This window comes from Nonomuraea solani (assembly GCF_900108335.1).
Taxonomy (GTDB): Bacteria; Actinomycetota; Actinomycetes; order Streptosporangiales; family Streptosporangiaceae; genus Nonomuraea; species Nonomuraea solani.
Genome location: NZ_FNVT01000002.1, coordinates 215420 through 240418 on the forward strand (window position 1 = coordinate 215420; position 24999 = coordinate 240418).

A 24999-nucleotide genomic window follows, 5' to 3' on the forward strand; every position below is an offset into this window, starting at 1 on the left:
CTGCGGACCGCCTGGGGCCCGGCCAGTGCCGCCTCAATCGCGATCTTGTAACGCGCCACACCACACGTGGCCCTGGTCCGCGCCGATGTCGCGGTGATCAGCCGTTGAAGGGAATGTACGGGGTACAAACGAAACGCGCCCCGCCGACCGGAGACCCTGCGCAGGCCGAGTACCTCTCCGGATGAATCTTGAACGCTTGGGTGTCGAGATTCACATTCGACTGCCCGCCGGCTACCACGCTCCTTCTGTCTTTGGTGATGCCGGCATAGGCGTCGATCCTGACCATCTCCCCCGACCTCAGGCCCAGCCCTTGCGCATGGACCGCCCGGGTCTGGGTGTTCAGCCACAGCTTGGCCGTGACACCGCCCTTGCTGGACTGTGCCAGCAGGTGGTAGGCCCCCGCGCCGGCGCCGGGCGCCGCGACCACGGTAAGGATCGCCGCTGTCGCGACCGTCGTCAGTGCTGCCGTCAGGGATTTCACGAGATTCCCTCTTTCTTTTCGGGATTTCGGCACGAGGTTACCCGAAAATCGGCTCCTTGATTGTGCTCATCGCACCGCGGCCGACGACCTCCGAAAAGATTTGATGTGCCGATCAGCAAATAAATCATATTTCTCGACATATCACCGACAACTACGCCGAAGTGCTCAGCAATCGGTGTCTTCGCACCCCCGCGGGATCTGGCGGAGCGGTTGCCGCTCCAGCCGGCTCCACTCTGGCTCCGTACCGAACAGCCAGTCCGTCGGGACCCATGACAGCGCCAGGTCCAGCCCCGCAACGGCCACTGAGCCTGTCTTGCTTTCGAAAGGGGCGCTGGAGAAGAACTTGCCCAAGGCGAACGTTCCCAGGCTCAGCGCTCCCAGCACGCAGGCGTCGCTTCCACCGAAAATACATTGAACGACATTGTCCGCGAGACCGACCAGAAAGAGCCCGGTGTTTATCAAATGACAGACCCGACCGGCGTTGCACAGCAGGGCCGCGACGAACCCGAGCGTGCCGAGAATCTTGCCTCGATTTTCGAAGAGCCAGGCCAGCCCGCTGCCGATCCTCTCCAGTCCTTCCGTGATCCAGTCCTTCATCCCCCTCAGCACGTGCGGCGCGACACGCAGCGCCAGCTCCAGCCAGTCATCCGTCGAAGGCCAATTCCTGCCTGCATCGGGGCCGGCGCCCCGCGGATCCTTCAGTTGGCGCTTGATGCGATCCCCGACCTTGGCGAATGTCTTGTCCAGCTTGTCGCGCCACTTGACCTTGTCCCGCATTCGATCGACCGACCGGCTCTTGGTGGCCTTCTGCTGTTGCCTGGCGTTCCTGGCCTTGGCCGCGTTCTTGAGGCGATCCTTCAGCGAGTCGAAATAGCGGAGCCCGTCAGGGTCGGTCATCGTGGCCGGGTTGTTGTTGGCGTAGGCGTAGGCGTTCATCTGCTGCGGATCGGACGGGTCGATGACCGGGTCCACGGAGATGAACCTGCCGATCGCGGGGTCGTATTCGCGGGCGCCCAGGCGGGTGAGCCCGGTGCCGGGGTTGGTCGTTCCGCCGACGAAGCCCCTGTTGCCGGCGGGCCACTCCGCCCCCACGCCGCGGAGGTTGCCGAACAGGTCCATGCGGCGGGTGGTGGTCGTGGCCAGGTTGATGGCGTTGACGGCCAGATGGGAGGTGCCGTGGTGGTCGGCTATCGTCCAGGTGAAGCCGGCGCTGGTGCGGGTGCCCAGGCCGTCGTAGTAGCGGGTCCCGGTTGCCGAGCCGGTGCCGGTGTTGAGCCGGATTTCGCCGTCTCCGACGAAGAGGGTCACCGCGCCGGGGTCGCGGCGGATCAGTTGCCCACCTTCGCCGTCGTACACGTAGGACGTGGTCGTGCCCCCGGAGGCGATCGACGTCAGGAGCCCTTCGTCGTCCCACACCAGGCTCTGTGCTCCGGACGGGCCCGGCCGGGTGAGGGTGTTGCCGGCCGCGTCGTAGGAGTAGGCGGCGGTCGTCGAACCGGTGATCGCGGCGGTCGTGGCGTGCGGCCTGGCTACGCCGTCGCCGGGGTCGGGGTAGGCGTAGGTGGTGGTGAGGTCGGCGGCGCCGCCTGCTCCCTTGACGGTCTTGGTGCGGCGGTTGCCGGTCGCGTCGTAGGTGTAGGCGTGCCAGTAGGGAGCCGCGCCGCCGATGACCGAGGCGGATGGGGTGGCGGCGCAGGTGTCGGTGCCCTGGGTCCAGGCGGTGGTGATGCGGCGCAGGTGGTCGGTGGCGAAGCATTGGGTGTCTTTCGCCGCGCCGGCGGTGCGGTCGGTGACACGGGTGAGGTTGCCGGCCGGGTCGTAGTCGTAGGTGAGGTCGTTCACCATGACGCCGTTGACCTGTTCGCGCTCGGTGAGCTGTTCGGTGACCCGCCGCGTACCCTCCTCGTAGTACGTGGTGCGCCACAGCCGTTTGTCGCCGCCGCCGAGCTCGACCTGAGCCGTTTCGCCCAGCGCGTTGTACTCGGTATCGGTGACGTAGGTCAGGTTGCCGGTGACCTTGTCCGGCCGGCCGAGGTCGTCGTACTCGTAGACGATCGTCTCCTGGCCGAGGTCGCCCAGGGCCGGCAGGGTCTTGGCGGCCGGGCTGCCGTCGGCGGCGTAGGTCATGGTGGTGGTGTAGGTGCCGGCGAGCCGGTTCTCCACCGCCGGGATGGTCACCGACGTTCCCCGCGGGCGCCCCGCCTCGTCGTAGCCGGTGATCTGCTTGGTGTAGGCGTGCCCGCCGACGTAGCGGGTGGAGGAGGTCAGGGCGCCCTTGGCCAGTGAGTCGTAGACGGTCTTCGTCAGTGGCCGGCCGGGGGCCGTGGCCAGGTGGGTCTGCGTGACCCGGCCGAGGGCGTCATAGACCGATTCCACCGTCTTGTCGCGTGCGTCGGTGACGCTCAGCAGTTGGCCGGCGTCGTCGTACGTCATGGTCGAGACGCCCTTGTCGGGATCCTGGGATTTGATCTTGCGGCCGAGGACGTCGTAGGTGTACCGCCAGACGTTGCCCGCGGCGTCGGTGACCATGCGCAGGTCGCCGCGCTTGGTGTAGGCGTACCGGGTGATGTCGCTGGGGCTGGGGAGCGTGCGGTTGTGATATTGGACCAGGGCGGCCATCCGGCCGCGGGCGTCGATCCACTTGGTGGTCGCGGTGTCGCCCTGCGGGGGGATCGTGGTGACCGAGTCGACGTTGGGGATCGTCGTGGTGCGCCACTTCTCGACGTTGAGCTTGAGGAAGATCTCCGCGGTCTTGCGTTCCGCGCCGTCGTAGACGGTGACGACCGCGGCCGGCACTTTGCCGGCGTCCGGCTGGAACAAGGTCGTCCCTGGGCCGGTGGTGTCCTCGTGGTAGGCCGCCCGCGTCACACTGACCAGACCGCGCGAGTCGTACAGGGTGTCGGTCAGGATGCGGCCTTCGCTCGGGCTGGGCGCCTGCGTCTGCCGTGGCCGGGAGAATCCGTCGAACAACTCGTAGCCGGCGACCGAGTTGCCGTTGGCGCGCAGCGTGGTGGTACGTATCCAGTTCGGGCGGTTCCGGGAGATGCCGTAGTCGTAGCGCAGGTGCGGGCTGTCGCCGGCGGCCTCGGTGCGGCCCGGCTTGTAGACCTCGGTCAGACGCCCCAGAGCGTCGTAGGTCAGGGACGTGATCAGCTCGTTGGCGTCCTCCACCTGGACCGCCGTCCCCCAGGCGGGGTCCAGCGTGGTGGTCACCGTGTGCCGCAGCGGGTTGGCCACCGCGGTGGTGACGGTCAGACCGTTGACCTCGGTGTAGGAGGTGGTGGTAGGCCGGTTGAGCGCGTCGCGTGACTCCATCACCCGGCCGTGGGAATCGAAGGTGGAGGTGTGGCCGACCAGGTAGACGGCGGTGGCGCCGGTATAGGACTCGGCGTTCTCCGTCGTGGTGACGTCGCCGCGGAGCGGCGCTCTGCCGTGCGCCTGCCCGTCGTAGGACATCCTGGTGCCGGAGATGGCGTCATCCGGGTACGAAGGAGCGTTTCCGCAGGCGACGCCAACGGTGGTCTTCTCGCTCGGAAACTCGACCAGCATCGCCTCGACATTGTGCGCGTACGTGATGGTGGTGCACTGGTCATCACTGGGCCCGCTGGTGTTGCCGAGGTCGTTGACCTGCGTGGGATTGCCGTACTCGTCGTAGGCCGTCTCCACCCGGGTGACGCGGTAGGTGCCCTCGTTCCGGCGCTCCCGGGTCTGGCTCGCCTTGATCTCGACCTGGTACGCCGTGTCCCTGCCCTGCGTCGCGGTGAGCCTGGTCCAGGGGTCATGAATCCGGCCGACGTGTTCGGCGGCGCTGGTGTAACTGATCTCCTCGCGCAGGAAACCGGCCAACGGCGGGATGTCGAACATCTTCACACCGGCGGAGTCGATGATTTCCGCCGGCTTGGTGCCGCCGGCGGGGCTGAGCCGGTCGCCGTGCATGCCGCGGAAATACAGGTACTGGGTTTTGCTCTCGGGTTTGTTCTCGTCGTTGGCCGGATCGCCTTTCCTGACGGTCACCTTCTCGAATCCGCGCCACTCCGCCCAGGTCCGGTACTTGGGGTCGATCAGGGGGTCGTCGATGTAGGCCCAGGCTCCGCCCTTGATGTCGTAGTCGTAGTTGGTCACCATGTCCTTGGCGTCGGTGGCCAGGTCGTCTTCGACCACCTGCTCGACGACGTACTTGTGGAACCAGTCGTCGGCCGGTTCGGTCGCCGGCGGCATCGTCCACCGCACGGGGAAGCAGCGTTTGGTGTTGGACTCGGGCTTGGCCGGTACGGCTCCGGGGGCGCAGTCGGGAGTCTTGTAGTGGACGTTGATCTCCCCACCGGACTCGGAGGTGATGGTGGTGACGCGCGGCTTGTTCAGCTTGGGCAGGCCGTCGGTGGCGGAGTTGACCCGGTTGGCCATCATCGTGCCGTCGAACGTCACGGGCGGCAGTTTGATCGCGGTGCTGCCGGCGAGGCCGGTGCGGGTGATGCTGTTGAGCCATAACGACGGGGTGGTGTGATCTCCGGTCGTCGGGTAGGTGTGCGCGAACTCCCACTGATCGACGCCGCGATAGTTCCCGCCGCCGGTGGAGACCTGCGTGGTGATCTTCGCCAGCCGTTTGGTGGACCAGAACGACGGTGAATACCGGGTTCCGCAGGGGGCCGTCGAACAGTCGGCGTCCCACGGGACGTCGGGCCAGGTGGTGGTGTTGTGAGCGGCACAGTTCTGGCCGGGCGCGCAGCGGTCGGCGGTGTCGAGGACCACCCGGGCGGGCGCGGGCCCGGAGTATTCGGCGCCGCTGCGGGTGCCGTAGTCGATCCGCGCCAGGGTGCCCCCTCGGGTGTAGGTCCCCGTGGCCGCCGCCAGGTTTTGCGCGTACCTGTTGGTCTCGGGCTGGTAGAAGTAGCTCATCGAGTTGCCGTGGGCGTCGACCACGTGGTCCAGGTTCCAGCGATAGGCCTGCGTGCACGCCGAGGCGGCGTAGGTGCTCTGGAAGCACGGTTCGCCGGCGTCATTGCCGTAGACCGGTACCGTCCACGTCGATTGCGTGGTCTCCCGGCCGGCCGTCCAGCCGGGCAGCCGATTCAGCCCGAAGAAATACTGAGTGCCATCAGTGGTGGTGACCTTCCAATACTCTCCGTTGTCGTCGCCGTTGACGTCCTGGCCGTCGCGGAACAGGTGCTCGATGCGCGTGCCGTCGTCGCGCTCGGGCCGCCAGACATTGTTCTGGAAGACCATCCGCCCGGACTGCTCGTCGAACGACAGCGAGGCGTTCTCGGTCTCCCAGCACAGGTCTCCGGTCTTGGTCTGGCCGTTGTTCCCGCCGAGGTCATCGGCGCAGCCCTTGTAGGAGCGTTCGATGAATCCGGGCGACAGGTTCCAGCCCTCCCCCGCCCAGGACGACTGGTTGTTGGTCGACACGGTACGGCCGTCCACCGCGGCCGAGGAGTAGGACAGCGCCAGTTCCGGAGCCAGATCCCCGGGCACCGGCGGTGTGTCCATGGGATAGGCCCAGGTGAATCCGCCGCCCTGGGTGGAGACCTGCCACCTGCCGGAGGGCGCCAGCGAGGTCGCCTGGTAATCGCCGTTGGGCCCCGCACTGGCGGCGGCAAGGGCGAAGGTGCTGCCGGTGTCACCGATCGAGACGGTCGCCGACACCGTGCCCTTCACCGGATCGTTGCGCGTCCCCGTGACAGGTGCGTCGCCGCTGCCGTGTGGCATGAGCCGAAGCCGGGAGGCCCAGTCGCCGCCGTAGGCATCCCGGAAGGCGGAGTAGTCCACCGTCACTGCCACCGGACCGCGCTCGCTCTTGCCGTCCGTACGCCGTAGCGACAGCAGCAGCCCGTCCACGCCCGCCTGTGCGGCCGCCGTACGATCGAGGACTTCGATCTTGACCCGTTCCGGTCCTGACCGTCCCGTGGCCGCTATCGACACGGGCAGCGACCCGGCCCGTATCCCGGCCACTCCCTTCGCGCCGTTCCCCAGGGCGGCGGGCAAGGCCACGTCCGCGGCACCGGCCGAGGGCCAGTCCGCCCTCGCCGCGCTCTGCCTGGCGGGCGGGGCCTCGGGATCGGGCCGGGCCTCGGCCGGCACGAACTCCTTGCCCGGCACCGGCTCGACCTCTTGCGGCTTGCTGGGCCGGACCGGTGCCTGGGCGGTGGTGGCGGCCAGGATCATCGACGGTGTCGCTCCGGCGGGGGTGCTCGCCAGCAGCATGATGAACAAGCAGCTGAGGACCGTGATCGGCCATAAGCGCATGGTGCTCATTCCTTCCTGGCTCACAGTCCGGTGCCGACGAAGCCCAGTGAGCGATCGAGCTCCTGGCCCTCACAGTCGCGATCACGCGAGTCGAACAGATCGCCCCAGCTCGCCCGGCAGCGGAACAGCTCCGCACCGACCGCGCCAGGCGCGCCGGGCACGCCCTGCGGCGGGGCGGTCCAGATGTAGCCGAGCCTGCGCACGACCGTCTTGCCTTCGCAGGCGGGGTCGGCGGAGGTGAAGGTGTCCAGTCCGTCGCGGCAGTTCATCAGCGCCGTGGTGCCGGGCAACTGGAACATCGCCACCGTGCCGTAATTGCCTTCAGGGCGGTAGTTCCGCTCGATCCGGGCCGTGGACGACGCGTGATCGTAGGGGTAGCCGCTGGTGACATGCCTGATCAAGTGGGTGTAGGCGCGGGTGTGACCGAGGGAGAACTCCGTGGTTCTGCCCTCACAACCGGGATCCGTGGAGGCGAAGTGTCCTCCACCGGAAATGGCACACCGGTACACCTGAAGGGTCGGTACGCCGGCGGGCGGCGTTGAATAGAGCCGCCCGACGCTGCCGAGGTTGGTATGGGTCCCGCAATCAGGCGACAGGAAATAGTCCGTGGCCCCGCTGCGGCAGGAGTAAATGACACGCGTGTCGGGGGCACCTTGCGGCGCGAGCAACCCGAGGGAGAATTCGAAATGCGAGCCCGGCGGCACCTGCCCGCTGGTCACGATGTGGTGGCCGGCGAGATTGTAGAAGCGTCCGAGCTGTCTCCCGTAATGGTTGGTCTGCCGGGTGACCGGCTGGTCACGATACTCGTCCCGGATCTGGTCCTGCGTGCGCACGCCCGTCCAGGCGTGCACGTCGTCGATCACCCCGGTGAACGGCGTCGCCGCCGCGCCGTTCACCTTTCCGCGGCCCACCTGGAAGGCGCCGGTGGCGTTCCATTTGGCGGTCATGGGCACGCTGCCTTCGAAGGCGCTGTTGACGTACAACCGGAGCCGCGCGTCAGCGGCGTCGTACACGCCGGTCAGATGCGTCCATTCCCCGGCGCGCGCGGGTCCGCTGGAGTCGACGCTGACCATGTCGCCGTCGCCGGTGTCCGACTGCGCCAGCGCGAACGACCACTTGCGTGTGTCGGCGCGATAGCGCAGTTGGAAGCCGCTCGCCTGGGTGCCGTCCTGGCTGAGGATCGTCCGCCATTGATCGCCGGTCTCGTCCAGCCTGGCCCACGCGGTGACGGTGAAACCGGCGTCGGTGCGGATGACGGGGCCGGTGGTCGCAAGAGCCGCGTCGCCGCCGTTGAACCGCACCGCTCCGGTGCCCACCTTGCCCGCCGTCCACGAGGTCGCGCCGCTGAGAGTGGCGATCCGGTAGTTGCCCGAGACTTCTTGAGCCGTCGTGCCCGTCCCCTCGTCCAAGGGGAGAAATGCCTCCTCAACGGCGGGTGCGCCGGCCAGGTCGTGGATCTCCTCGGCCGCCAGGACCCGATCGTAGATCCGCACCTCGTCCAGCGCGCCCGGCCAATGGTCGACGGGCCCACCGCGCCACTGGGCGCGGCCCAGTTGCACCGCCCCGGTCGCGTTCCACGGGGTGGTGTGATCGGCGGGCTGCCCGGCGACGCCGTCTACGTAGATTTTGATCTGCCTGGCTCCGGCGTCATAAAGGCCCACCAGGTGCGTCCACCGTCCCGCGACCGCGGTGGCCGGCGATTCGGCGATGTGCCGTACGGCGTCGTTGTCGTGCGCGGCCGGCATCATGAAGTTCCATTTCTTGCCGGCCGGGTTGTACTGCAGGAAGAATCCGCTGATGGCGGTCGCGTCCTGGCTGACGGCCGTCCGGAAGGTGGTGTCCAGCCGGTCCAGGCGCACCCATGCCGAAACGGAGAACGATTTGTCGGTCTCCACGGTGGGACCGCCTGCGGTGGCGGCGTATCCGGTGGTGCCGTTCATCCACAGGGCGTCGCCGTGCCGGCCGATCTGCCAGCGGGTCGATGCCTCGGGCGTCGCGTGGTGACCGTTCGGCGAGTCGTCGACGGCCTTCATCTCCGAGGAGCCCTCCAGCTTCCAGTGCCCCTTCGGGGGCGTACCTCGCCCGACCCAGAAGTGGTACCGGTATTCGGGGCCGACGTTGCCGGCGCGGTCGATGCTGCGCACGTACAGGTCGAGTGACCCGTCATCGGGCGGGGTGACCAGCGCATTCGCCGTGCCGGACCCGGCCCTGGCGTAGAAGACGCCCTCCTGGCCGTACACGTAGTACTGGTATTGCGCCACGTCGGTCTCGCCGTTGGGGGCGAAGGCGAACCCGCCCGTGAAACCGACCGACCCGCCCGCGTCGCAGGGGTCGTAGTCCGGTGGCTCACATTCGGGGTAGGTCACCGAGCTGACCTTCGGCGCCGCCCTCGGGGCGGTACGGTCGATCGTGACGTCACACCACGGGCCCCACGGCCCGGCGTCGATGCCGTCGACGCCGCGCACCCGGTAGGCCAGTTTGGCCCCGTCGACGGCATCCGCCGCCGGCACATCGGCGGTGAAGGAGGCACCGGAGAGTTTTCCCGCCGTGGTGACCGTGCCGAGCCGGGCGCCGAACCTGGTGTACCACTCGAACTGGGCGGCCACATGACCGCCGTCGGGATCGGTCACGAATGCCGCCATCTGCGGTCCGCGTGGTCCGAGGTTGGGGTCGTTGCCGATGTAGGGGTTGATGTGCGGCTCGTCCGGCTGAACGGCGCAGCCCTTGTTCTCCACGGTCTGGCCGGTGGGGGCATGGGGATAGCTGTTGTAGGTGACGCTCACGCTCGGGTCGGTGTTGAACTTCTTCCAGGCGAAGCGGTCGCCCTCATCCCGTGCCTTCAGCATGATGGAGAAGTGACCGCCGCCGAACGCCACACCGTTGTTGACGGCGGCGGTGGCGTTGAATCCGATTGATTTGCCCGGGCAACCGGCGTTGTAGCCGTGGGCGACGTTGGCCGTGCCCAAGTGAACCGGTCCTCCGCCGGGGAAGGGCTGGTTCTCCCACGTGGTTCCTTCATGAATCGCGTTGGTGCCCCACGCCTCCACGTCCCGTGCGTTGCACGATGGGGCGTAATTTTCGAAGATGTTGAACTCGGCGTTGAGGACGTGCCTGCCGAGCAGGAATGCGGCGTCGAACCGGAAGTAGGACCTCGCCACTCCGATGTTGTTGCAGTACGGCCAGTCGCAGTATCCGACCTTCGCCAGATTCTGCCCGTCGCCGCCCCAGTAAGGGTCTCTTGGGTGGTTGGAGAACACCAGGGCGAACCCGGTCCTGCCCGCTGGAAAGTCCGCCCGAACCTCGACCGGGAATCTCGTATTCGTGTCCGCCAGGAGTGCTTGGCCCGGTCTCAGAATCAGTGAGTCCTTGCCCAGGAGGAATTCGCCGGCCGCCCGCTTGGCATCCGGCGACGAGTCCCATGCCATCGGTGCTCCGGAGACGAAAACCGGTTTTCCCTTGGCGTCATAGGCGCCGATTTTCCCATGTCCATCGTCCCGGATCTTTGCGCCGTTGGCGTGCAGTCCGAAGTTCAGCTCGGCCAGCTTCGGATTCGCCGCCGCTGCTCTGTCCTTGATCACCAGCACCTCGGTGAAGCCCTGGGCCGTCGCGGCCATCCGCAGGTCCACCCCGGGCAGGACCTCCGGATAGGTGGCGGCGCCGCCGTTCAGCACGGGCTTGGGCAAGGGCGCCGGCCAGCGCAACTCGATGTGCGCGTCGCTTTGCCCGAGCCTCGCCAGGGGCTGGTCCCCTCCCCCGGAGAAGACGACAGGCGCCGTGGCGGCGGCCGGCTCCACGCCGCCGTCGGCTCGCCGGCGCAGCGTCGTGTCGACCGGGACCCACCCTGAGCCGCGCTTGACACGGACCGGAACGGTGCTCAACTCGGCCGTGAATGTTCCGTCCGGGTTGGCGTGGACATCGCGCACCTCGGACCGCTCCGCGGTCACCGCCACACGTTTGCCGGTGCGTTTCGCCTCTCTGGCCGCCCACGGGGCCGAACCCACCGGATCGTCAATCCCCAAATCTTCCGCCCCCGCTGAAACCATGGCCGTGTTCCCGGACGGCCTCGCCGCAGATGCGCCTGCCGGGGCCACCACCGGTTGCAGGCCAGAAAGCACGGTCGTCACACCCACGATCAGAATGCGTAAACGTCGCAACACCTTGCCTCCAGGAGTTGACCGGGTAACAGCCCGCGGAGTGACCGATGGCGCCTGGGACATTCCTGCGGCGATGGAACGTCGTATTTCTGCCAGGCATGGTGTCGTAAACCGAGACGCCTTGAGAACAAGGTCGAATACTTCATCGCGTCCTTACCGGCAGGCCAAATCATCCGGCGACATCTTCGTTCACGGAGTCGCCGGGCTTCGGCTCATCGTTGGGGTCCTCACCGAGGAGGGTGCCACCCGTAGCCGGTGCCTGTCGTTACGGCTGAGCGCACACGTCTTTAGTCCGCGTGCACTGTCGCGCGCTGTTCGCGGAATTGGCGCGGTGAGAGGCCGTAGGCGGCGCGGAATGCCTGGCTGAAATGCGCGGGGCTGGTGAAGCCCCACCGGGCGGCGATCGCGTGGATCGGGTGGGCGGCCAGGTGGGGGTCGGCGAAGTCGCGCCGGCATCGCTCCAGGCGACGCTCGCGGATCCAGCCGGCGACGGTGTGCCCCTCCTGGTGGAACAGCTTGTGCAGGTAGCGCAGGGAAATGTGGTGTGCCGCGGCGATGGCGCCCGGGGTCAGGTGCGCATCACCCAGGTTGTCCCGGATGAAGGCGTGAACCTGGGCCAGCAGCGCCCGCCGCCTGGTGTGCGGCGGCACCGCGTTCTGAGCGTCCAGCGCATCGGCGAGCGCCGTGCCCAGCACGTCAATCGTGAGGGTGGCCAGCCGGGCGGTATCAGAAGGGGTCAGTTCATGCATCCGGCGGGCGAGTTGCAGCAGGAACTGTGACGACAGCGCACCGATGCCCCGGGTGCCCTGGAGGCGAACCGCACTCAAATGCCGCACCTCCCGGCTGGGCAACGGCAGTAACGAGCGCGAAAACCGCAGGAGCAGCACCTGGTGCGCTGGACCATCCGGTGCGAACGCGGCCACATAGGGACGCGAGGGGTTGTACAGCACCAGATCCCCGGCTCCGAGATCCGCGTGCCGGTCGTCTTGCGCCAGCACGCCGCCACCGCGCACGACGCAGCCCAGATGGAACACGTCGGGATCGACCAGGCCAATGGGCGCAGGTGTGAGGATCGAGTGCGGCATCGTAGTCATCAGCGTCACCTGCACGGGGCCGAACTCACTCACCTCATGCCCGAGGGCGAACCGCTCCACCGGTTCCCCACCGGGGCTGATCTCGTCCATGACCTCCACCCGAGTGCTGTCGCCGCCGGCCCGGATCAGCATCGCCCGAACAAGGGCTCAAGGACAACCCTCGTGCCGCGCACGGCGATACGGAGAGTTCGGACATTGCCCCGAACGCGACTCGCCTCACCTGCCCTCCGGCACGTTTCCCCACCCTTTGATCAGCCGCTGAAAGTTCAGGCGCCGCCCGGGGACGTACAGAAGACCCTGAACAATTACGAGTGCCCCGCGCCCACTGATGCTTTGGGCGTCCGGCAGTGTCGGGTCCTGACGACGTGTGATGGGGCGTACGAGCACGCCCGCGACCATCGTGCCGACCACGACAGGCCATCATCTCCCACATCGGGCCGGAATTTGCGAGAGATAATCTCGGCTGCAGCCGCACGACAACCCCGGCGAACGCCTCTGGGCGGCGCTAAAGGCGTCCATCGCCAACACCGCCGCCATCTGGCCCGGCCGCCTCAGACAAATCCACGCCTTCTTCCACGCCCGCTCGCCCGACCAGTTATTGACCGCCGCAGCTCGCCGGGTCGGCCCGTGGCTCCTCACCGATTACAAGCGGAATCACTGGAATGCCGCTTAGCGCGGGGACAGGCGGAAGACACGCAGCTCGCGGCCGGAGCGCTCGGTGTAGCCCTGGTACAGCGGCCAGAAACCGACCAGGATCCGCCAGGCCTGCTCGCGGTCGGCTCCCGCCAGAAGGGTCGCCGTCACGGGGACGACGTGACCGCGGAACCTCACCGTGGCCTGCGGGGTCTTCAGCAGGTTGCCGCTCCAGGCGGGGTGGTGGTCTCGGCCGAAGTTGCTGCCGACCACGAGGAACGTGCCGCCTTCCTCGGGCAGACAGGCGAGCGGGCTCTCGCGGGGTTGCCCCGACTTGCTGCCGGTCGTGGTGAGCAGCAGGTGAGGGATCATCTGGTCACCCATGAGAACGCGCCCGCCGGTCATGCGGTTGATCAGGCGGTCGAGCGGCGGCACAATCCTGGGCGCGATCTTGGCGAAGCCCTTGGTGCCCGCGAGCCACTGGAAGAACGGACGCAGCGCGGTGCTGACACGTGCCCTGACTCCGCCGCTGGACTGCTGCTGGTCGACCACGATGACCTCACGTTCGATTCGGTGAGCCGGTGTGGAAAGGATAGTGCCCTAGCAAGCGTTTGGTCTATCGGGTGTCGGCAGCATTGTCGCTTGCATCCGCACAGGTCATGACTCTGTGAGGGCTTCCTATGGCGTACGGGAGCTCCGATCACCCGGGAGACGGAAGCGCGTACGGCAGGATGATCGATCCTGCTCCCCCGACTGGCCCACCTCCGCCAGTAGTCGGCCAACGGGGAAGGGATGGCCCAGAAGGCCGCCGATCAGTGGGCCGATCAGCCGTAGTTCTGAACCCACACCCTGACCGTGTGGGACTTGGGGCTGAGAGTGACGGTGGCCCTCCACTTCTCGCCGGCCCTCGCATTGTGGATACGGGTGTACATCTTCCCGCCCAGGCAGTAACCGCGGTCGCGCTTCATTTTCATCCACCCCCCACCTGGGCCGATACCACTGGGCCCCCATTTCCACAGGGTGGCCGTGGCCGCGGTACCGTCACCGCCGTTCCAGCACTGGGTGACGATCTGCAGGACTTTGGCCTGGCTCTTGATCGCCCCGGTATCGATGCCCCTGGTGTTCCCGCCGCCGTCCCAGATGGTGAACCAGCGGGCCTGGCTCACCTGCTGGACGGAGACGGCGGCCGTCGCCGCAGTCGCCGCCTGGGCAGCGGGGGCGAGAAGCGTGCCGGCCGTAAGAGCGCCGGCGGCCAGGATCAGTGGTAGGCGTCTCATCGTGCTTCCTTTCGCTGGTCGTCGTGGACATGGGAAAGGTAGGCCAGGGCTCGTTGAGTTCTTGTTGAGTCCTGGTTGACCCGGCTCGATGAGGGGTGCCGAACAACTTGGATGGGCCCCTGATCCTGGGGCACGAGGCTTCCTCGGGGCAGACGGTCTCGCGTCCATACCTCCGTGGTTGACGCCCGGATGTGCGCTACCGCGATTGGTGGAGGGGAAGGTTCCACCTGGCGGTTGACGACCCGCCGAGGGTGTGACAGATAGCCTCGATCTACCTGATCGGGGGGCGTCCGGCCAGATGGGCGCCACGGTAGGCACAGGTCTTCAGGGCAAGCGGTCAGACGGGCCGCTCGCCGCCGGGGAACGGAAGCCAGGACGGGGTCTCGGCATGAAACGCATCCATACGATCGGCGCGGCGCTCGCCGCCGCCACCGTCGTCCCACTGGGGTCACTGGCCCTGCCCGCGCCAGCGCAGGCAACCGCCTCCTACCTGGAGGCACAGTGCACTATCAGCACCCCCTTCGGCGGGTACCGCGGGAGCCTGCGGGTGTACTACAACAGCAGTTCCACGCACGATTTCTTCAACCGGCTCAACTGGTACAGCTACGGCCCAGGTCAGGGGACCAACAACAAGATCTTTATCAGGCTCCGCAAGCACAGAACCGGGCCTGACCAGACCCTCAAGAGCTGGGCCATCAACACCCGCAAGGGCTCCGGAGGCCGCAGCATCAACATCGCCGTCAACCGGAGGGACCGCGTCTGGTTTGACTTCAAGTTCAGGTTCGACATTCCCCACGCGAGCACCCTTGACTGCCTCAAGATGTACCGCACCCGGAGCATCTGACACGAAGTCGAAGACGGCCGCTGAGGCCGCACCCGGCCGAGGGTGCGTGCCCGCTCAGATCCAGCGCACTCGACTCCGCGCCCGTGGCGAGGTCGCCCGCCTGGCCGGCCTGCGGTACGGGCGCTGCTGCTGGCGCAATGGGCCGGCACCGGCGCTGATGGTCGGCGCCGAGGGCGTGCTGGTCCCGTACGCCGCGCAGGCCGGCGCACCTGACGCGGCTGGTCTGCTGTTCGCGGCGGTCGCCGCCGGAATGTTCGCCGGCAACCTGCCGGTTGGCCGTCTGGTACGCCCTGCGGGTCGGGAGCTGGCCGGCCCTCTCGCGCTTGCGGTCGGATTGCCGCTGCCGGGGTTCGCGCTGCACCCCGCACCGGGGTACGCCGCCACCCTGATGACGGTGTCCGGTTCGGCGTCGCCTACCAACTCGCGCTGGCCCGCAGGTTTCTCGGCACGGTGCCCGAGACGCAGCGCGGTCGGGCGTTCGCCCTGCTGCTGACCGGAACGATGACGCGGCAGGGCCTGGCCGCCGCGGCCGGCGGCGCGCTGGGCGAAATCGCGGCCCTGGGGCCGGCCGTCACGCCGGCCGGCGCGGCCTCGACCATCGCCGCCCTGATGCCCTGGCCAACGCTGTCGCCCACACGGCGACCCTGACCGCGGCGGGACGCACAGGGCTGACCTGCGGGAGGATGGGTGCCCTCGGTCACGAGCCGCGTGAACGAAGGCACCCGGCCATTCGCCGCCGACGGGTACCGGCCACGACCCGAACCCGGTGACGCCCCGGAAGGAGATCCGTTCTCGCGCGTCCAGGCAGGCGTGATCCGACCTCTGCAGACGTCCTGCTGGGCCCGCCGATTCGCGGAGGGCTCACGCCCCGGCTAGGGTGCCGCTGACTATCTGACGAGGGCGGACCCGAGTGAAGTTACCGCGGCTGCGGCTGGCCTGGTTGTGGCTGAGAAAGTACTGGTGGCGGCTCTGGCTCGGCGAGCGCGTGAAGTTGCTCGCCGAACTGGCCGGGATGGCGGGAAATGCCGGAGTGCTGGCGCTGGTCGCCGTGGCCTTCGGGCATGTCTGGGCGGCGTGGCTGGTGGCCGTGTGCGCCGCGGCGGTCGCGCTGTCGCTGGTGCGCAGGCGCTGGTGGCGCATGCATCGGTACCGGACGTTCCGGTTCCCCCTGCGCGATCATCCTCAGGTGGCGGCGGTGATCGCCGACGCGGCGCGGACGGCCGGCTTCGCCGCCACGCCAAAGGTGTGGCTGACCTCGAGGTGTTTCATCTTCGCGACCAGGAAGCTGAACGGCCGGCCGGCACTCATCATCGGACTGCCCATGCTCATCGGGATGAGCGAACGCGACCTGCACGCCGTCCTGGCACGGGAGTTGCTGGGCGCCAAACGATTGAGGAGGCATGAGCACTGGGCCCTGTCCCTGTACGTGCGCGGCGAGGCGGCCTGGGCCGAGCAGGCATGCCAATCGCTGCGGCGCTCAATTTGGGCAGAGGCCCGCACCCTGCTCGGCGCCGACCGGCTGCGGACGGCCTCGTGGGCCGAAGCCGTCGTGGACAGCGCCTTCGACTGGTACGTGACCCGCTATGCCGCACACTTCATGCATCGCGGGAGCGCCCGTGATCTCTACGGCGGTTTCCGATGGAAGGTCGAGCACGACGGACTTCTGGGCCGCATCTCACCCCAGACCATCATCGATGACGAGCTCGACGAAGGGCCGTGGGGCACCGGCGAGCTTCCCGACGGGATGAGACTCCATATGCGTGACAGGCTCGAATGGCGGCTCGCCCGGCATCTCGGTGGCCTGATGCTGGATGAGACCGGGCGGGCGTCGTACCGGCTGGGCGAGCTGCCGGACGGGGAGTGGGGCGACGTCCTGGAGGCCGAGCGGGAGGCCGTCCTGGAGGCGGCCGCCGTGTTGCTGGACCGCAGGCCCGCCACCGACGCCGACATCATCGCGCTCGCGAGCGCCGGGCGGGCGGCGGAGCTCGACTGGTGGCACGCCCACGCGATCTGCCCGCACCCCTCGCGCGACGTGTGCGTGCTCGTGCCGCTGGTCGACGTGTCGCTGCGGCGCAAGGGGTACGTGCACGAGCAGGTGTTCGCCCAGCGCGTGCTGGTCGGCCCATCCGGGGACAGGGTGAACGTGGTGGAACGGGCCAAGGAGATCGTGGGCGGGTGAGCAGGATCGGATTCCGCAGGAGGCACTCGATCATGGAGCGATGGGCCGCCGTGAACTCCTCGACCGCTGCCTGCCCTGGAACGAACGCCACCTACGGCACGCCCTACGCGAGTACGAACACTTCTACAACCAGCACCGAACCCACCAAGCCGCCCCGCCCCGAACCCGATCACAGACCCTGAATCACCCACCTGAACATACGCCGACGAGACCGGCTCGGCGGCGTCCTCCACGAATACTCACATGCCGCTTGACCAGCATGGATGGAATTTATCAGCAGGCACAACGCCGGCGCTCGGCCGGCCACACGAATGCCGCCGTTTGCACGAGGCGCCCCTGCTCCGCAGCGGCCGGATCACGCCTGGCCGCCTGCGACGGCTGGCCCCGAGAACGACCGCCCATGTGGCACTACCGCGACTCCCGCTCCCCAGAAGTGACCAAAAGCCATCACGAAGACACGGCTATGGTCTCGGGTATCGCGATATCGACCAGTACTTGAGCAACGGTCCGGGCAGTGGCTTCGGCGCTCGGGTCGTGATCCAGCCAGGCGCTGATGCCCGCGCCGTCGTACAGCAGGACGAGTTGGCGGGCCAATCCCTTGGGGTCGTTGGCCCCGGCTTGTTCGGCGAGATCGTGGAAGAGCGAGTGCAGCCAGGCGCGATAGTCGGAGGACACCTCCTCGACAGCCCCACCCGGTGGCGTGTTGATGCCGGCGGTGACGAAGGCAGAACCGCGGAAGCCCGGTGCGGTGAAGGACAGGCCCTGCACCTCGAAGACCCCGGTAAGGCGCTCTCGTGGCGTGCGGTAGCGCCGTTCGAGCTCGCGGCTCATGTGCTCCCGCGTGGCGGCGTGGCGGGCCCGCAGGTAGGCGCGCACCAGTTCTTCCTTACTGCCGAAGGTGTTGTAGAGGGTGGCCTTGGCGACGCCGGCGTGCTGGATGACGCGGTCGATGCCGACCGCATGGATGCCCTCGGCGTAGAAGAGCTCGTCGGCGGCGGCCAGCAGCCGGGCGCGGGCGGCGGCGCTGCGCTCCTGCGGAGCGGAAGGCTTGGCAAGCATGTGTGGATGCTCCCTCGGTCAGGCATCGTGCCGGACCAGCCTCGGGCGGATCGTTGCTCAATTCCCAGGCCGGTCCGTGTCCACAAAGTGCTCATTTCGCCCGGCACGACGGTTCAGGACGCGGGCCTCGCATCACGGCCGGGCATTCACACGGGCCGTCAATGTCATGTGGCTCGGCCGTCGCAAGGCGTCACGCCTGAAGCGGGAGAGGCCGGGATGTGTCTCGGCTTGGCGCGTCGGGGGCTACTGTGTCGCCCGCCACATGGCGTGGCTGTCGTACACGGTCTCGAATCGTTGCGCCATCCCATCCCGCAGGTGCCAGACATGGACGAACCTGGCGACTCCCAGCTTCCCGCTCGCTCGGTGCACCCCACGGTACTCGCCCACGACGAAGAGCTTGTCGCCGGCCGGAGTGAGCTCGAAGGGGGTCACCTCGAAGTCGGCCCAGTCCGCGGCGATCGGTGCGAGGACCATGCCGACGATCCTGTGCCTGCCGTAGTAGGTGCCGCCGCTCCCGGCGCCGGCGATCACCGTCCACTTCACGTTGGGCGCCAGGCGCTCCTCGAACGCCTCCGTGTTGCCGGTGGCCAGCGCCGAGTAGATCTCGGCGACGGTCCTGCGGTTGGTCGACTCGGTCGGGGTGAGGGTCTTCGCCTCGGTTTCCATCACGTACGGCTCCTTCGTCGTATGGGCCCAGAGGACCTCGAAGGACTGCTCGTTTCCCAGACCATCCGGCCACCAACTCCTGTCCACGTCGGCGTGGGCAGTGCTCATGCCCAGGCGTGCCCATGCCGGCGTTGTCGCGGCGGTTCGCCCTGGCGGCGGGCTGGAGTACGGCGCCGTTCACCACCTGCCTCCTTCAAACGGGCGCGCATTCCCGGTCAGATCGTGAGGCCACGGATGCGGGCCGTGGCCGGCAGTCCAGCAGGACGTGATCCGCACGAAGAGGATGATCCCGCAGTGGAAGTACCCTTTGGGAGACATCAGGTACGGCGGCGGGACATCTGGTCATTGACGACGGATGCGCGGGATACCGGTCACGGATCCGCCAAGTCCCCGATGCGGCAGGGGAACGCGACGATGTCCTTGGTCGGACGCGAGGCCGAGATGGCGGTGCTGCGAGATGCCATCGCCCAGCTGCGAGCCGGCACCGGCGGCGTGGTCTTGGTCGAGGGCGAACCCGGCATCGGGAAGTCGTCGCTGGTCGCCGCGGCGGCCGCGGTCAGCCATGAGTCCGGCTGTACGGTGCTGAGCGGCACCGCAGACCAGGTAACGAACCCGCTGCCGCTGCGGTTGCTGTTCGACTGCCTGGAGATCACGCTGCGCGCGCCCGACCCCCGACACGCGGAAAGCGCGCGCCCAGCGGCCAGATGTCTTCCTTGACACTGCCGCGCACGCCGCGGTGGCTGAGATGCTCATCGCCCTGATCGACGAGCTGTGCGCGGACTCGCCCACCATCCGCTGTACGTGCGGGGGCTGGTCGAGTCCCTGGCGCGTGAAGGTGTGGTGACGATCGGCGAGCATGCCGAGCTGCGGGAGCCCTCGTTGAGCACGGTTCCAAGGCCGCTGGCCGCGGCACGGGACAACCGGTTGAGTTTCGTGCGAGCCGGCGCGCTCGACGTGTTACGAATGGCCGCGCTGCTCGGCGGCGAGTTCGCGGGCACCGAGGTGGCAACACTCCTGGGCCCGTCCATCATCGATCTCGCCGATGATCTTCAGGAGGCGGTGGCCGCCGGGACCTTCGTCGATGCCGGTCAGCGGATGGGATTCCGGCATCCGCTGATCCGCCATGCGCTCTATGACGGCATGCCGGCGGTGCTGCGTATCGAGCTGCACCGGGACGCGGCCCAGGCGATGGGCGGCATCGGCGGTGTCTAGCCGCGACGGGTGGCGCAGCAGCCGCTGGCAGCGAGCCTCGTCGGCGACCGCTGGGCGCTCCAAGGCCAATGCCGTCGTATGGACCTAGAGCGCCGCGCAGGACACTAGTCGCCCGCGAGCGGTGCGGCGAACCACTGCTGGAGCGGGTTGCCGCTCTTGCAGGAGCCGACTCCTACCGCGGCGTTACGCCGCGCGTTCGCCTCGGCGCTGGTCAAGCACTTCTTCGTCGCGAAGTTCTGGATGACGAAGGCGTCCTTGAAGGCACCCGGAGCGTCGAGCGCCAGTTTGAACGCCCACTTCTGAGTCTGCTTGCCGCCCACGCACCGGGCGACGAACAGTCGATTGCCGCTGTCGGTCTCCAGGCACACGGTTTGCCCTCGGACGAGCTTCCTGCTCACCAGCTTGCCGCCGTTGATGAAGTTCCACTGCTGTTCGGTGTCACCGCCTCCGCGGGCGAACCTGCTGAAGACCCTGCCCTTGCCGCTGGCACCGACGTCGCCGACCTCCAGTTGCAGGTTGGTCCGGCGGTTGCTGAGGTTCAAGGTGCCGGCGGGCGGGGCGGCGACCGACGTCCCTGTCGCGGCGCCGGCCGGGACATTGGCGGAAGCGGCCGCGGGTGCGGCGACAGCAATGGCGGCCAGAGCCGCGATCACGGCACTGATGGGCAGAGCGGGCTTCATGACGTTCTCCTAGTTACAACGCGGCAGGGCGAGCGTTCGCCCAGCCATGTGGGATCTGACCGCATTCCTGCATCCGGAGTTGGCAGGCGAGGCCGAATCTAGGCGTGAGCACTGTCCGTTCCACAGACCACTTTCTGGCCGATCCCCGCCCGTTCAGACTGCGGCGTCGCGACGCAGGGCGCGGACCGGGATCGGCCAGGCGGAACGCGGTGCGGTGGGACTGCGGACCTCACTCCCGCAAGTAAGTAGAAACCGGCCATTGATCAGGAAGTGAGCATCATCCGGGGCAAACGTGAGACCTCGTCCGCTACTGATGACGGAGTGCTGGAGGCAGAAATGCCTGATGTGATCGTGCTAGAAGCCGGCGTCACCTTCCGCACGCCCTGCTCGGCGGGGGCAGGAGCCTGCTGCGACGCGAGTTGCCCGGGGTCATTCCCGAGTTGGAGCGGGCCGGAGCCGCGACGCACAGTCTGGGCGATCCCGGCCGTGGGCGGCCGGCTGCCGGGTGACGAGCGGTTCGACTTGCTCGGGGCCCGCCCTCCGGTTCACCGCCTACGGACGATACTTCGAAGGTCCGCCGCTCGGGCCGTACGCGTGGACGCTGAACCACTACGACAGCCTGTCGACCATGCTCCTGCCAGGAGACAACGGCACCTGGGCGGTGGGCCTCGTGGTCGCGGCACGAGACCCTGACATGCGCGCGTTGCGAGAACCCGAGGTCTGGCAGCGGGCCGCCGCGCTGTTCCCGCCCATCACGCCTTGGGCGGCGGGCACGCCGTTCCGCGAGGTGCTGGTCATGTCCGGATCGGAGAGCAGGGCAGCCGGTGGCCCCGGCATGGTCAACGTGGGGGACGCGTGGGCGACCACCAACCCGACGTTCGGACTGGGGATGACAATGGGCGTGACGCACGCCGTCCTACTGGGCGACATCGGCCTGCAGGAGCCGGAGGAGCTCATCCGGCGGCTCGACGCGGCCACTGGCGCCACGCTCCCCCCGATCTACCAGCGGCTGCGGGCCTGGGACGAGCACCGGCTGGCGGAGCTGGAAGGCGTGCGGCACGGCCTGCCCTACGACGGCGACGACCCGAGCTGGGCCGTCGCCAAGAGCCTGGACACGGCCAAGCTCTTCGACGGTGACCTGCTGCGCGCCATGACTGACATCGCCTGGACGTGTGCCACCCCCGAGGAGGTACTGAGCGTACCGGGCCGCTGCGAGCGCATCGCCACGCTCGGCGGCCGCGCCCCGTTTCCCCGAGTGCGGCGCAACCCGTGCGAAGCTACTCGCCGCTCTTGCCGGCCAGTTGTACCGGCGCAGAGGGTTGGTCCGGAGGCCCCGTGCGAGGAACGCTAGGGACGAGCGCTGTGAATCGCCGCCAGCAGGCGGCCACGCGCCGGTCCCTGTGCCACAAAGCGCGGAGCATCCCCGGCGAGCGTGAGCGCCTTCGTGTCCAGACCTGTCGCCTCGATCGCCTCCTGCGGCGTGGCGAGGAGGTGGGAGACGTCGGTGACACCACGGAGCACGTCGCTGTCCAGGAGCGTGGCCGCATCCAGCGCCTTACTCAGCATCCACTCGGCATCGCCGCTCTCGTACGGCCGGCCGCGACGCTCACCGTCGAGCTCGGCGAGCCGATGCCGGTCCCAGCGGCCGAGCCGTTCGCACACGGGCGCGAGCACGCCCTGGCTCACCTCGTCGAACCGCAACGTCAGCTTTTCCAGGGTGTCCAAGCCTTCAGCGCGTACCGCGTCGCGCAGCAGACTCGCGTGCGCGAACGCCATGGACATACCCAGCCCGAACAGCGGATTAGTGACCGCCCAGGCGTCTCCCAAGGGGAGGAGCCCGTGAACCACCGGCCGCCCGCCAGCCACGAGCCGGCTAGGGCCGCTCGCCTCTCCGGACGCTCTCAGGACGTCGCTGATCGGGATGCCCGCGGCCCACTGCTCCACGTTCGGGAACATCGACGCGACCCTCTGCCAGACACCGGCATGCCGAAATTCCCGCAGCTCCACGTCATCTCGCGATACGGCCAGCGTCACCGACCAGGTCCCCACGTCGCCCGGCAGCACCAGGGTGGACAGGTTGTCGTGATGCTCTAACGGCCGGATCGGCGGCGCGGGCATGGGACCGGCGAAATGCCTGGAGTAGTAGGCGAACCCCGACCCCGCGCATCCCCGGGCGGTGCCTGCCCCGGGGGCGTCCGGCTCGGTGGCGTCCGGCTCGGTGGCGTCCGGCTCGGTGGCGTCCGGCTCGGTGGCGTCCGGCTCGCCGAGCATCCCGGCGAGTTCCCTCCTCTGCCCGGTCGCGTCCAACACCAGGTCTGCACGGATGGCCTCGCCCTCGCCGCTACGCACCCCGCGCACACGCGGCCGCCCACCTTTCACGGGGACGTCGACCAGCAGCCCGGCCACGGTGACACCCCGGCGGACGGTGACGCCCGGCGCCCGCCCGGCCACCAGAGCCAGCGCCGCCTCCAGGACGGGACGGCGGGCGGCGATCGTCTCGAACCGCTCGTCGCCCTCCCGTGCCGCGCCCAGCGCCCGCTCCGGGCAGGAACCGGCGAGAGGGTTACGCACGACGGCGCCCGCGCGCTCCAGTTCGGCGGCCACCTCCGGCAGTTCGTCCCGCAGCAGCCGCCAGCCCGCCGCCGCCAGCCGGTGCGGCAGTCGGAACTGGCTCACGCCCGGCCGCTGCCACAGCTCCCACGCCCGATGAATGTTGCCCGGGCCGTCCCGGTCCCGGTCGAGCACGGTGACCCGGTGCCCGTCGGCGGCGAGTAGCAGGGCGGCGGCCAGGCCGGCGGGACCGGCCCCCGCCACGACGATGTCCGACATCTTCGACCTCCTGGTAAGGATCCTGGATGGGTCAGAGTGCTGCGGGCGACTGCTCACTCACCAGGCCAAACGGCTGCCACTTCGTGGCATCTCCCGACGAACACGGTGTCCTGTCAGACCGTGGTCCGCAGGGTTCGCCACGCAGGTTGAGCACCAGCCGCTCCACGTCCGCCTCAGCCACCGTCCGCTCGGTCGCGCGGGCGTCCACCAGCATGGTGCCGTCGGTGACGGTGATGGCGCCCGCGTTCTCCACCCACCAGGTGCCGACGTGAGCAGCCGAGCATGACTTGGCACTCGTGGTGGTTCAGGTCCTGCTCGGCCTGCGGCGGGAGGGTCGTCAGGCGACGGCTTTGACGGCTTGGAGGATGACATCGGCGACGGCGGCGGGCTGGGAGGCGGGCAACGCGTGCGAGTCGCCGGGGATCTCCACCTGCTCGCGGGCGCCGGCCCGCTCCGCCATGAACCGGTGGGCCGCAAGCGGGATGTTGAAGTCGAGCTCGAGATAGACGAACCAGGACGGCAGGTGCCGCCAGGCCGGTGCACCGGACTTGTCCTGCAGGGCCCGGTCGTCGCCGCGGACGGCGCCCGAGATCACCTGGCCGCCGTAGGAATGGCCGACCAGGACGACCGGGCCGTCGAGATCGAGGCCACCAGGCCCGCCACGACGTCGGCGTCACCCGAGAGCCCGCGCAGCGGGTTGGCGACGGCGATCACGCTCAGGTCGTGCTCACGCAGCCTGGCGATGACGCCGTTCCAGCTGGCCGACTCGGCGAACGCACCGTGGACGAGAACGACGGTGGGCGACGTCGTCATGATCCCTCCTTGAGGGTCTTCAGCGCGGTGGACAGGAAGTCGACGGCCTGGCGGATGGCCCTTTCGGCGACGTGGGTGCCGCGCAGGCGTTGAGCATCACGAAGTTGTGGTCGGCCTCGGCGGTGACGACCAGCGCTGGCGGCAGCCCTGCCAGCTCCTCCAGGTTCGCCCGCAGCGACGGGATCGGTGGTGTACTGGCCCCAGAACCACTGCATGCCGTCGCGGCGCAGGAAATACCCTTCGGCGAACTCGTGGTAGGAGCCGATGGGACGTCGAGATCAATCACCCGGTCTCTCTTCCAGCAGCGTTCCACCGCATCCAGAACCGACCTCCCGGGGCGGTAGCCGAAGGAGTCTTCATGGAATATGGGTTCGACCCGTTCCATGAGATGCCGGGCCACCACCGTCTGGGCGATTCTGTCGGCCACCGTGGGCAGACCCAAGATCCTTACGCCGCCTCCCGGCGACGTCTTGGGGATTTCCACCGCACGCACCGGAGGGTCCCTGAGAACATTCTGTTCCAGATCTGGTACAAGTTATTCTTCAGATCTTTCTCGAACTCCTCGATGGGCTGGCCGCCCATGCCCGGTGCGCCCTTGTTCGCCTTTACTCCTTCTTGCGGTATCGAGGCGTTCATCTCTCACACAGCACCCAATCCAGCAAGGTTCCCTACACGACAACCTCACCTTCTGCGCTTCGTGGCGAACTAAAAACAAGCTTAGAGGCAACCATGACCACGACCTCGGAGACGTTTCCCCGGTCCTCCAGGATGTCGTGCCGAGGATATGAAGTGGTCAGTAAACGGCCTGGGATTCGGACATCGCACCGCCCGAGCA

General features: G+C 68.2%; 20 protein-coding genes and 1 pseudogene. 8 read left to right on the forward strand and 13 right to left on the reverse strand.

Features of this window, described 5'->3' with window-relative positions; all coding sequences use genetic code 11:
• Positions 1–97 precede the first annotated feature (97 nt).
• The 4 genes from C4V41_RS06695 to C4V41_RS06710 form a co-directional block, all read right to left on the reverse strand.
• Positions 98–481, reverse strand: a complete 384-nt coding sequence (locus tag C4V41_RS06695; protein WP_103954909.1) for a hypothetical protein — start codon at positions 479–481, stop codon at positions 98–100.
• Between the two features lie 165 nt (positions 482–646).
• Entirely contained in the window at positions 647–6724 is a 6078-nt protein-coding gene (locus tag C4V41_RS65270) for an RHS repeat-associated core domain-containing protein (protein WP_160150197.1), read from the reverse strand.
• Positions 6725–6744: 20 nt separating this feature from the next.
• A complete protein-coding gene (locus C4V41_RS06705; protein ID WP_160150198.1) occupies positions 6745–10668 on the reverse strand; it encodes a LamG-like jellyroll fold domain-containing protein in 3924 nt (1307 codons plus the stop codon).
• 497 nt (positions 10669–11165) lie between these two features.
• On the reverse strand, positions 11166–12062 hold the full coding sequence (locus C4V41_RS06710; protein WP_103955655.1) for a helix-turn-helix domain-containing protein: 897 nt from the start codon (positions 12060–12062) through the stop codon (positions 11166–11168).
• A 367-nt stretch (positions 12063–12429) separates the two neighbouring features.
• Here C4V41_RS06710 and C4V41_RS65790 point away from each other — a divergent pair.
• Positions 12430–12645 (forward strand): annotated as a pseudogene (locus C4V41_RS65790) (IS630 family transposase); the annotation flags it as partial.
• Here C4V41_RS65790 and C4V41_RS06715 read toward each other — a convergent pair.
• Together C4V41_RS06715 and C4V41_RS06720 are read right to left on the reverse strand one after the other, a co-directional pair.
• Complete coding sequence (locus C4V41_RS06715; protein WP_235029949.1) at positions 12642–13157, reverse strand: nitroreductase family deazaflavin-dependent oxidoreductase; 516 nt, start codon at positions 13155–13157, stop codon at positions 12642–12644. The pseudogene C4V41_RS65790 and the gene C4V41_RS06715 sit on opposite strands and share 4 nt — an antisense overlap.
• 272 nt (positions 13158–13429) lie before the next feature.
• On the reverse strand, positions 13430–13882 hold the full coding sequence (locus tag C4V41_RS06720) for a hypothetical protein (protein WP_103954912.1): 453 nt from the start codon (positions 13880–13882) through the stop codon (positions 13430–13432).
• A 388-nt stretch (positions 13883–14270) separates the two neighbouring features.
• Here C4V41_RS06720 and C4V41_RS06725 point away from each other — a divergent pair, with 388 nt between their 5' ends.
• The 3 genes from C4V41_RS06725 to C4V41_RS06735 all read left to right on the forward strand — a co-directional run bounded on the left by C4V41_RS06725 (position 14271) and on the right by C4V41_RS06735 (position 16905).
• Complete coding sequence (locus tag C4V41_RS06725; RefSeq protein WP_103954913.1) at positions 14271–14726, forward strand: hypothetical protein; 456 nt, start codon at positions 14271–14273, stop codon at positions 14724–14726.
• Positions 14727–15176: 450 nt separating this feature from the next.
• Positions 15177–15374, forward strand: a complete 198-nt coding sequence (locus C4V41_RS62765; RefSeq protein ID WP_200823801.1) for a hypothetical protein — start codon at positions 15177–15179, stop codon at positions 15372–15374.
• 262 nt (positions 15375–15636) lie between these two features.
• Positions 15637–16905, forward strand: coding sequence for a M48 family metalloprotease (locus tag C4V41_RS06735; RefSeq protein WP_103954914.1), 1269 nt, complete (start codon positions 15637–15639; stop codon positions 16903–16905).
• 447 nt (positions 16906–17352) lie between these two features.
• Here C4V41_RS06735 and C4V41_RS06745 read toward each other — a convergent pair whose 3' ends face one another.
• Together C4V41_RS06745 and C4V41_RS06750 are read right to left on the reverse strand one after the other, a co-directional pair.
• Complete coding sequence (locus C4V41_RS06745; RefSeq protein ID WP_103954915.1) at positions 17353–17964, reverse strand: TetR/AcrR family transcriptional regulator; 612 nt, start codon at positions 17962–17964, stop codon at positions 17353–17355.
• A gap of 243 nt (positions 17965–18207) precedes the next feature.
• On the reverse strand, positions 18208–18630 hold the full coding sequence (locus tag C4V41_RS06750) for a nuclear transport factor 2 family protein (protein WP_235030039.1): 423 nt from the start codon (positions 18628–18630) through the stop codon (positions 18208–18210).
• A gap of 414 nt (positions 18631–19044) precedes the next feature.
• Here C4V41_RS06750 and C4V41_RS61705 point away from each other — a divergent pair, with 414 nt between their 5' ends.
• Both C4V41_RS61705 and C4V41_RS06760 read left to right on the forward strand, forming a co-directional pair.
• A complete protein-coding gene (locus C4V41_RS61705) occupies positions 19045–19347 on the forward strand; it encodes an ATP-binding protein (RefSeq protein WP_160150200.1) in 303 nt (100 codons plus the stop codon).
• A 54-nt stretch (positions 19348–19401) separates the two neighbouring features.
• Complete coding sequence (locus C4V41_RS06760) at positions 19402–19842, forward strand: hypothetical protein (RefSeq protein ID WP_103954917.1); 441 nt, start codon at positions 19402–19404, stop codon at positions 19840–19842.
• Positions 19843–19946: 104 nt separating this feature from the next.
• Here C4V41_RS06760 and C4V41_RS06765 read toward each other — a convergent pair whose 3' ends face one another.
• A complete protein-coding gene (locus tag C4V41_RS06765) occupies positions 19947–20522 on the reverse strand; it encodes a ricin-type beta-trefoil lectin domain protein (RefSeq protein ID WP_103954918.1) in 576 nt (191 codons plus the stop codon).
• 628 nt (positions 20523–21150) lie between these two features.
• On the opposite strand from C4V41_RS06765, the gene C4V41_RS06770 reads away from it, so the two are divergent.
• Complete coding sequence (locus C4V41_RS06770; protein ID WP_146103569.1) at positions 21151–21873, forward strand: hypothetical protein; 723 nt, start codon at positions 21151–21153, stop codon at positions 21871–21873.
• On the opposite strand, the gene C4V41_RS06775 is transcribed toward C4V41_RS06770, so the two are convergent.
• Complete coding sequence (locus C4V41_RS06775; RefSeq protein WP_103954920.1) at positions 21870–23351, reverse strand: NAD(P)/FAD-dependent oxidoreductase; 1482 nt, start codon at positions 23349–23351, stop codon at positions 21870–21872. The genes C4V41_RS06770 and C4V41_RS06775 overlap by 4 nt on opposite strands.
• Before the next feature lie 146 nt (positions 23352–23497).
• Here C4V41_RS06775 and C4V41_RS65275 point away from each other — a divergent pair, with 146 nt between their 5' ends.
• Positions 23498–23623: a hypothetical protein gene (locus tag C4V41_RS65275; protein WP_268808546.1), complete on the forward strand. Its 126-nt coding sequence runs from the start codon at positions 23498–23500 to the stop codon at positions 23621–23623.
• A gap of 65 nt (positions 23624–23688) precedes the next feature.
• Here C4V41_RS65275 and C4V41_RS64040 read toward each other — a convergent pair whose 3' ends face one another.
• Genes C4V41_RS64040 through C4V41_RS62770 form a run of 3 tightly spaced genes read right to left on the reverse strand, consistent with a single transcriptional unit; the run spans position 23689 to position 24657 of the window.
• Complete coding sequence (locus tag C4V41_RS64040) at positions 23689–23946, reverse strand: alpha/beta fold hydrolase (protein ID WP_235029950.1); 258 nt, start codon at positions 23944–23946, stop codon at positions 23689–23691.
• Entirely contained in the window at positions 23943–24164 is a 222-nt protein-coding gene (locus C4V41_RS64045; RefSeq protein WP_235029951.1) for an alpha/beta fold hydrolase, read from the reverse strand. Before C4V41_RS64045 ends, C4V41_RS64040 begins: the two co-directional genes overlap by 4 nt.
• A 19-nt stretch (positions 24165–24183) precedes the next feature.
• A complete protein-coding gene (locus C4V41_RS62770; RefSeq protein ID WP_200823803.1) occupies positions 24184–24657 on the reverse strand; it encodes a reverse transcriptase domain-containing protein in 474 nt (157 codons plus the stop codon).
• Positions 24658–24999 lie beyond the last annotated feature (342 nt).

Coding starts and splice junctions, on each gene's coding strand:
- C4V41_RS06720 (WP_103954912.1), bottom strand. CDS start 13,882: ATGAGACGCCTACCACTGATCCTGGCCGCCGGCGCTCTTACGGCCGGC.
- C4V41_RS06750 (WP_235030039.1), bottom strand. CDS start 18,630: ATGGAAACCGAGGCGAAGACCCTCACCCCGACCGAGTCGACCAACCGC.
- C4V41_RS06710 (WP_103955655.1), bottom strand. CDS start 12,062: ATGGACGAGATCAGCCCCGGTGGGGAACCGGTGGAGCGGTTCGCCCTC.
- C4V41_RS61705 (WP_160150200.1), top strand. CDS start 19,045: ATGTCCTTGGTCGGACGCGAGGCCGAGATGGCGGTGCTGCGAGATGCC.
- C4V41_RS06725 (WP_103954913.1), top strand. CDS start 14,271: ATGAAACGCATCCATACGATCGGCGCGGCGCTCGCCGCCGCCACCGTC.
- C4V41_RS06770 (WP_146103569.1), top strand. CDS start 21,151: ATGCTCCTGCCAGGAGACAACGGCACCTGGGCGGTGGGCCTCGTGGTC.
- C4V41_RS06745 (WP_103954915.1), bottom strand. CDS start 17,964: ATGCTTGCCAAGCCTTCCGCTCCGCAGGAGCGCAGCGCCGCCGCCCGC.
- C4V41_RS65270 (WP_160150197.1), bottom strand. CDS start 6,724: ATGCGCTTATGGCCGATCACGGTCCTCAGCTGCTTGTTCATCATGCTG.
- C4V41_RS06775 (WP_103954920.1), bottom strand. CDS start 23,351: ATGTCGGACATCGTCGTGGCGGGGGCCGGTCCCGCCGGCCTGGCCGCC.
- C4V41_RS64045 (WP_235029951.1), bottom strand. CDS start 24,164: ATGACGACGTCGCCCACCGTCGTTCTCGTCCACGGTGCGTTCGCCGAG.
- C4V41_RS06765 (WP_103954918.1), bottom strand. CDS start 20,522: ATGAAGCCCGCTCTGCCCATCAGTGCCGTGATCGCGGCTCTGGCCGCC.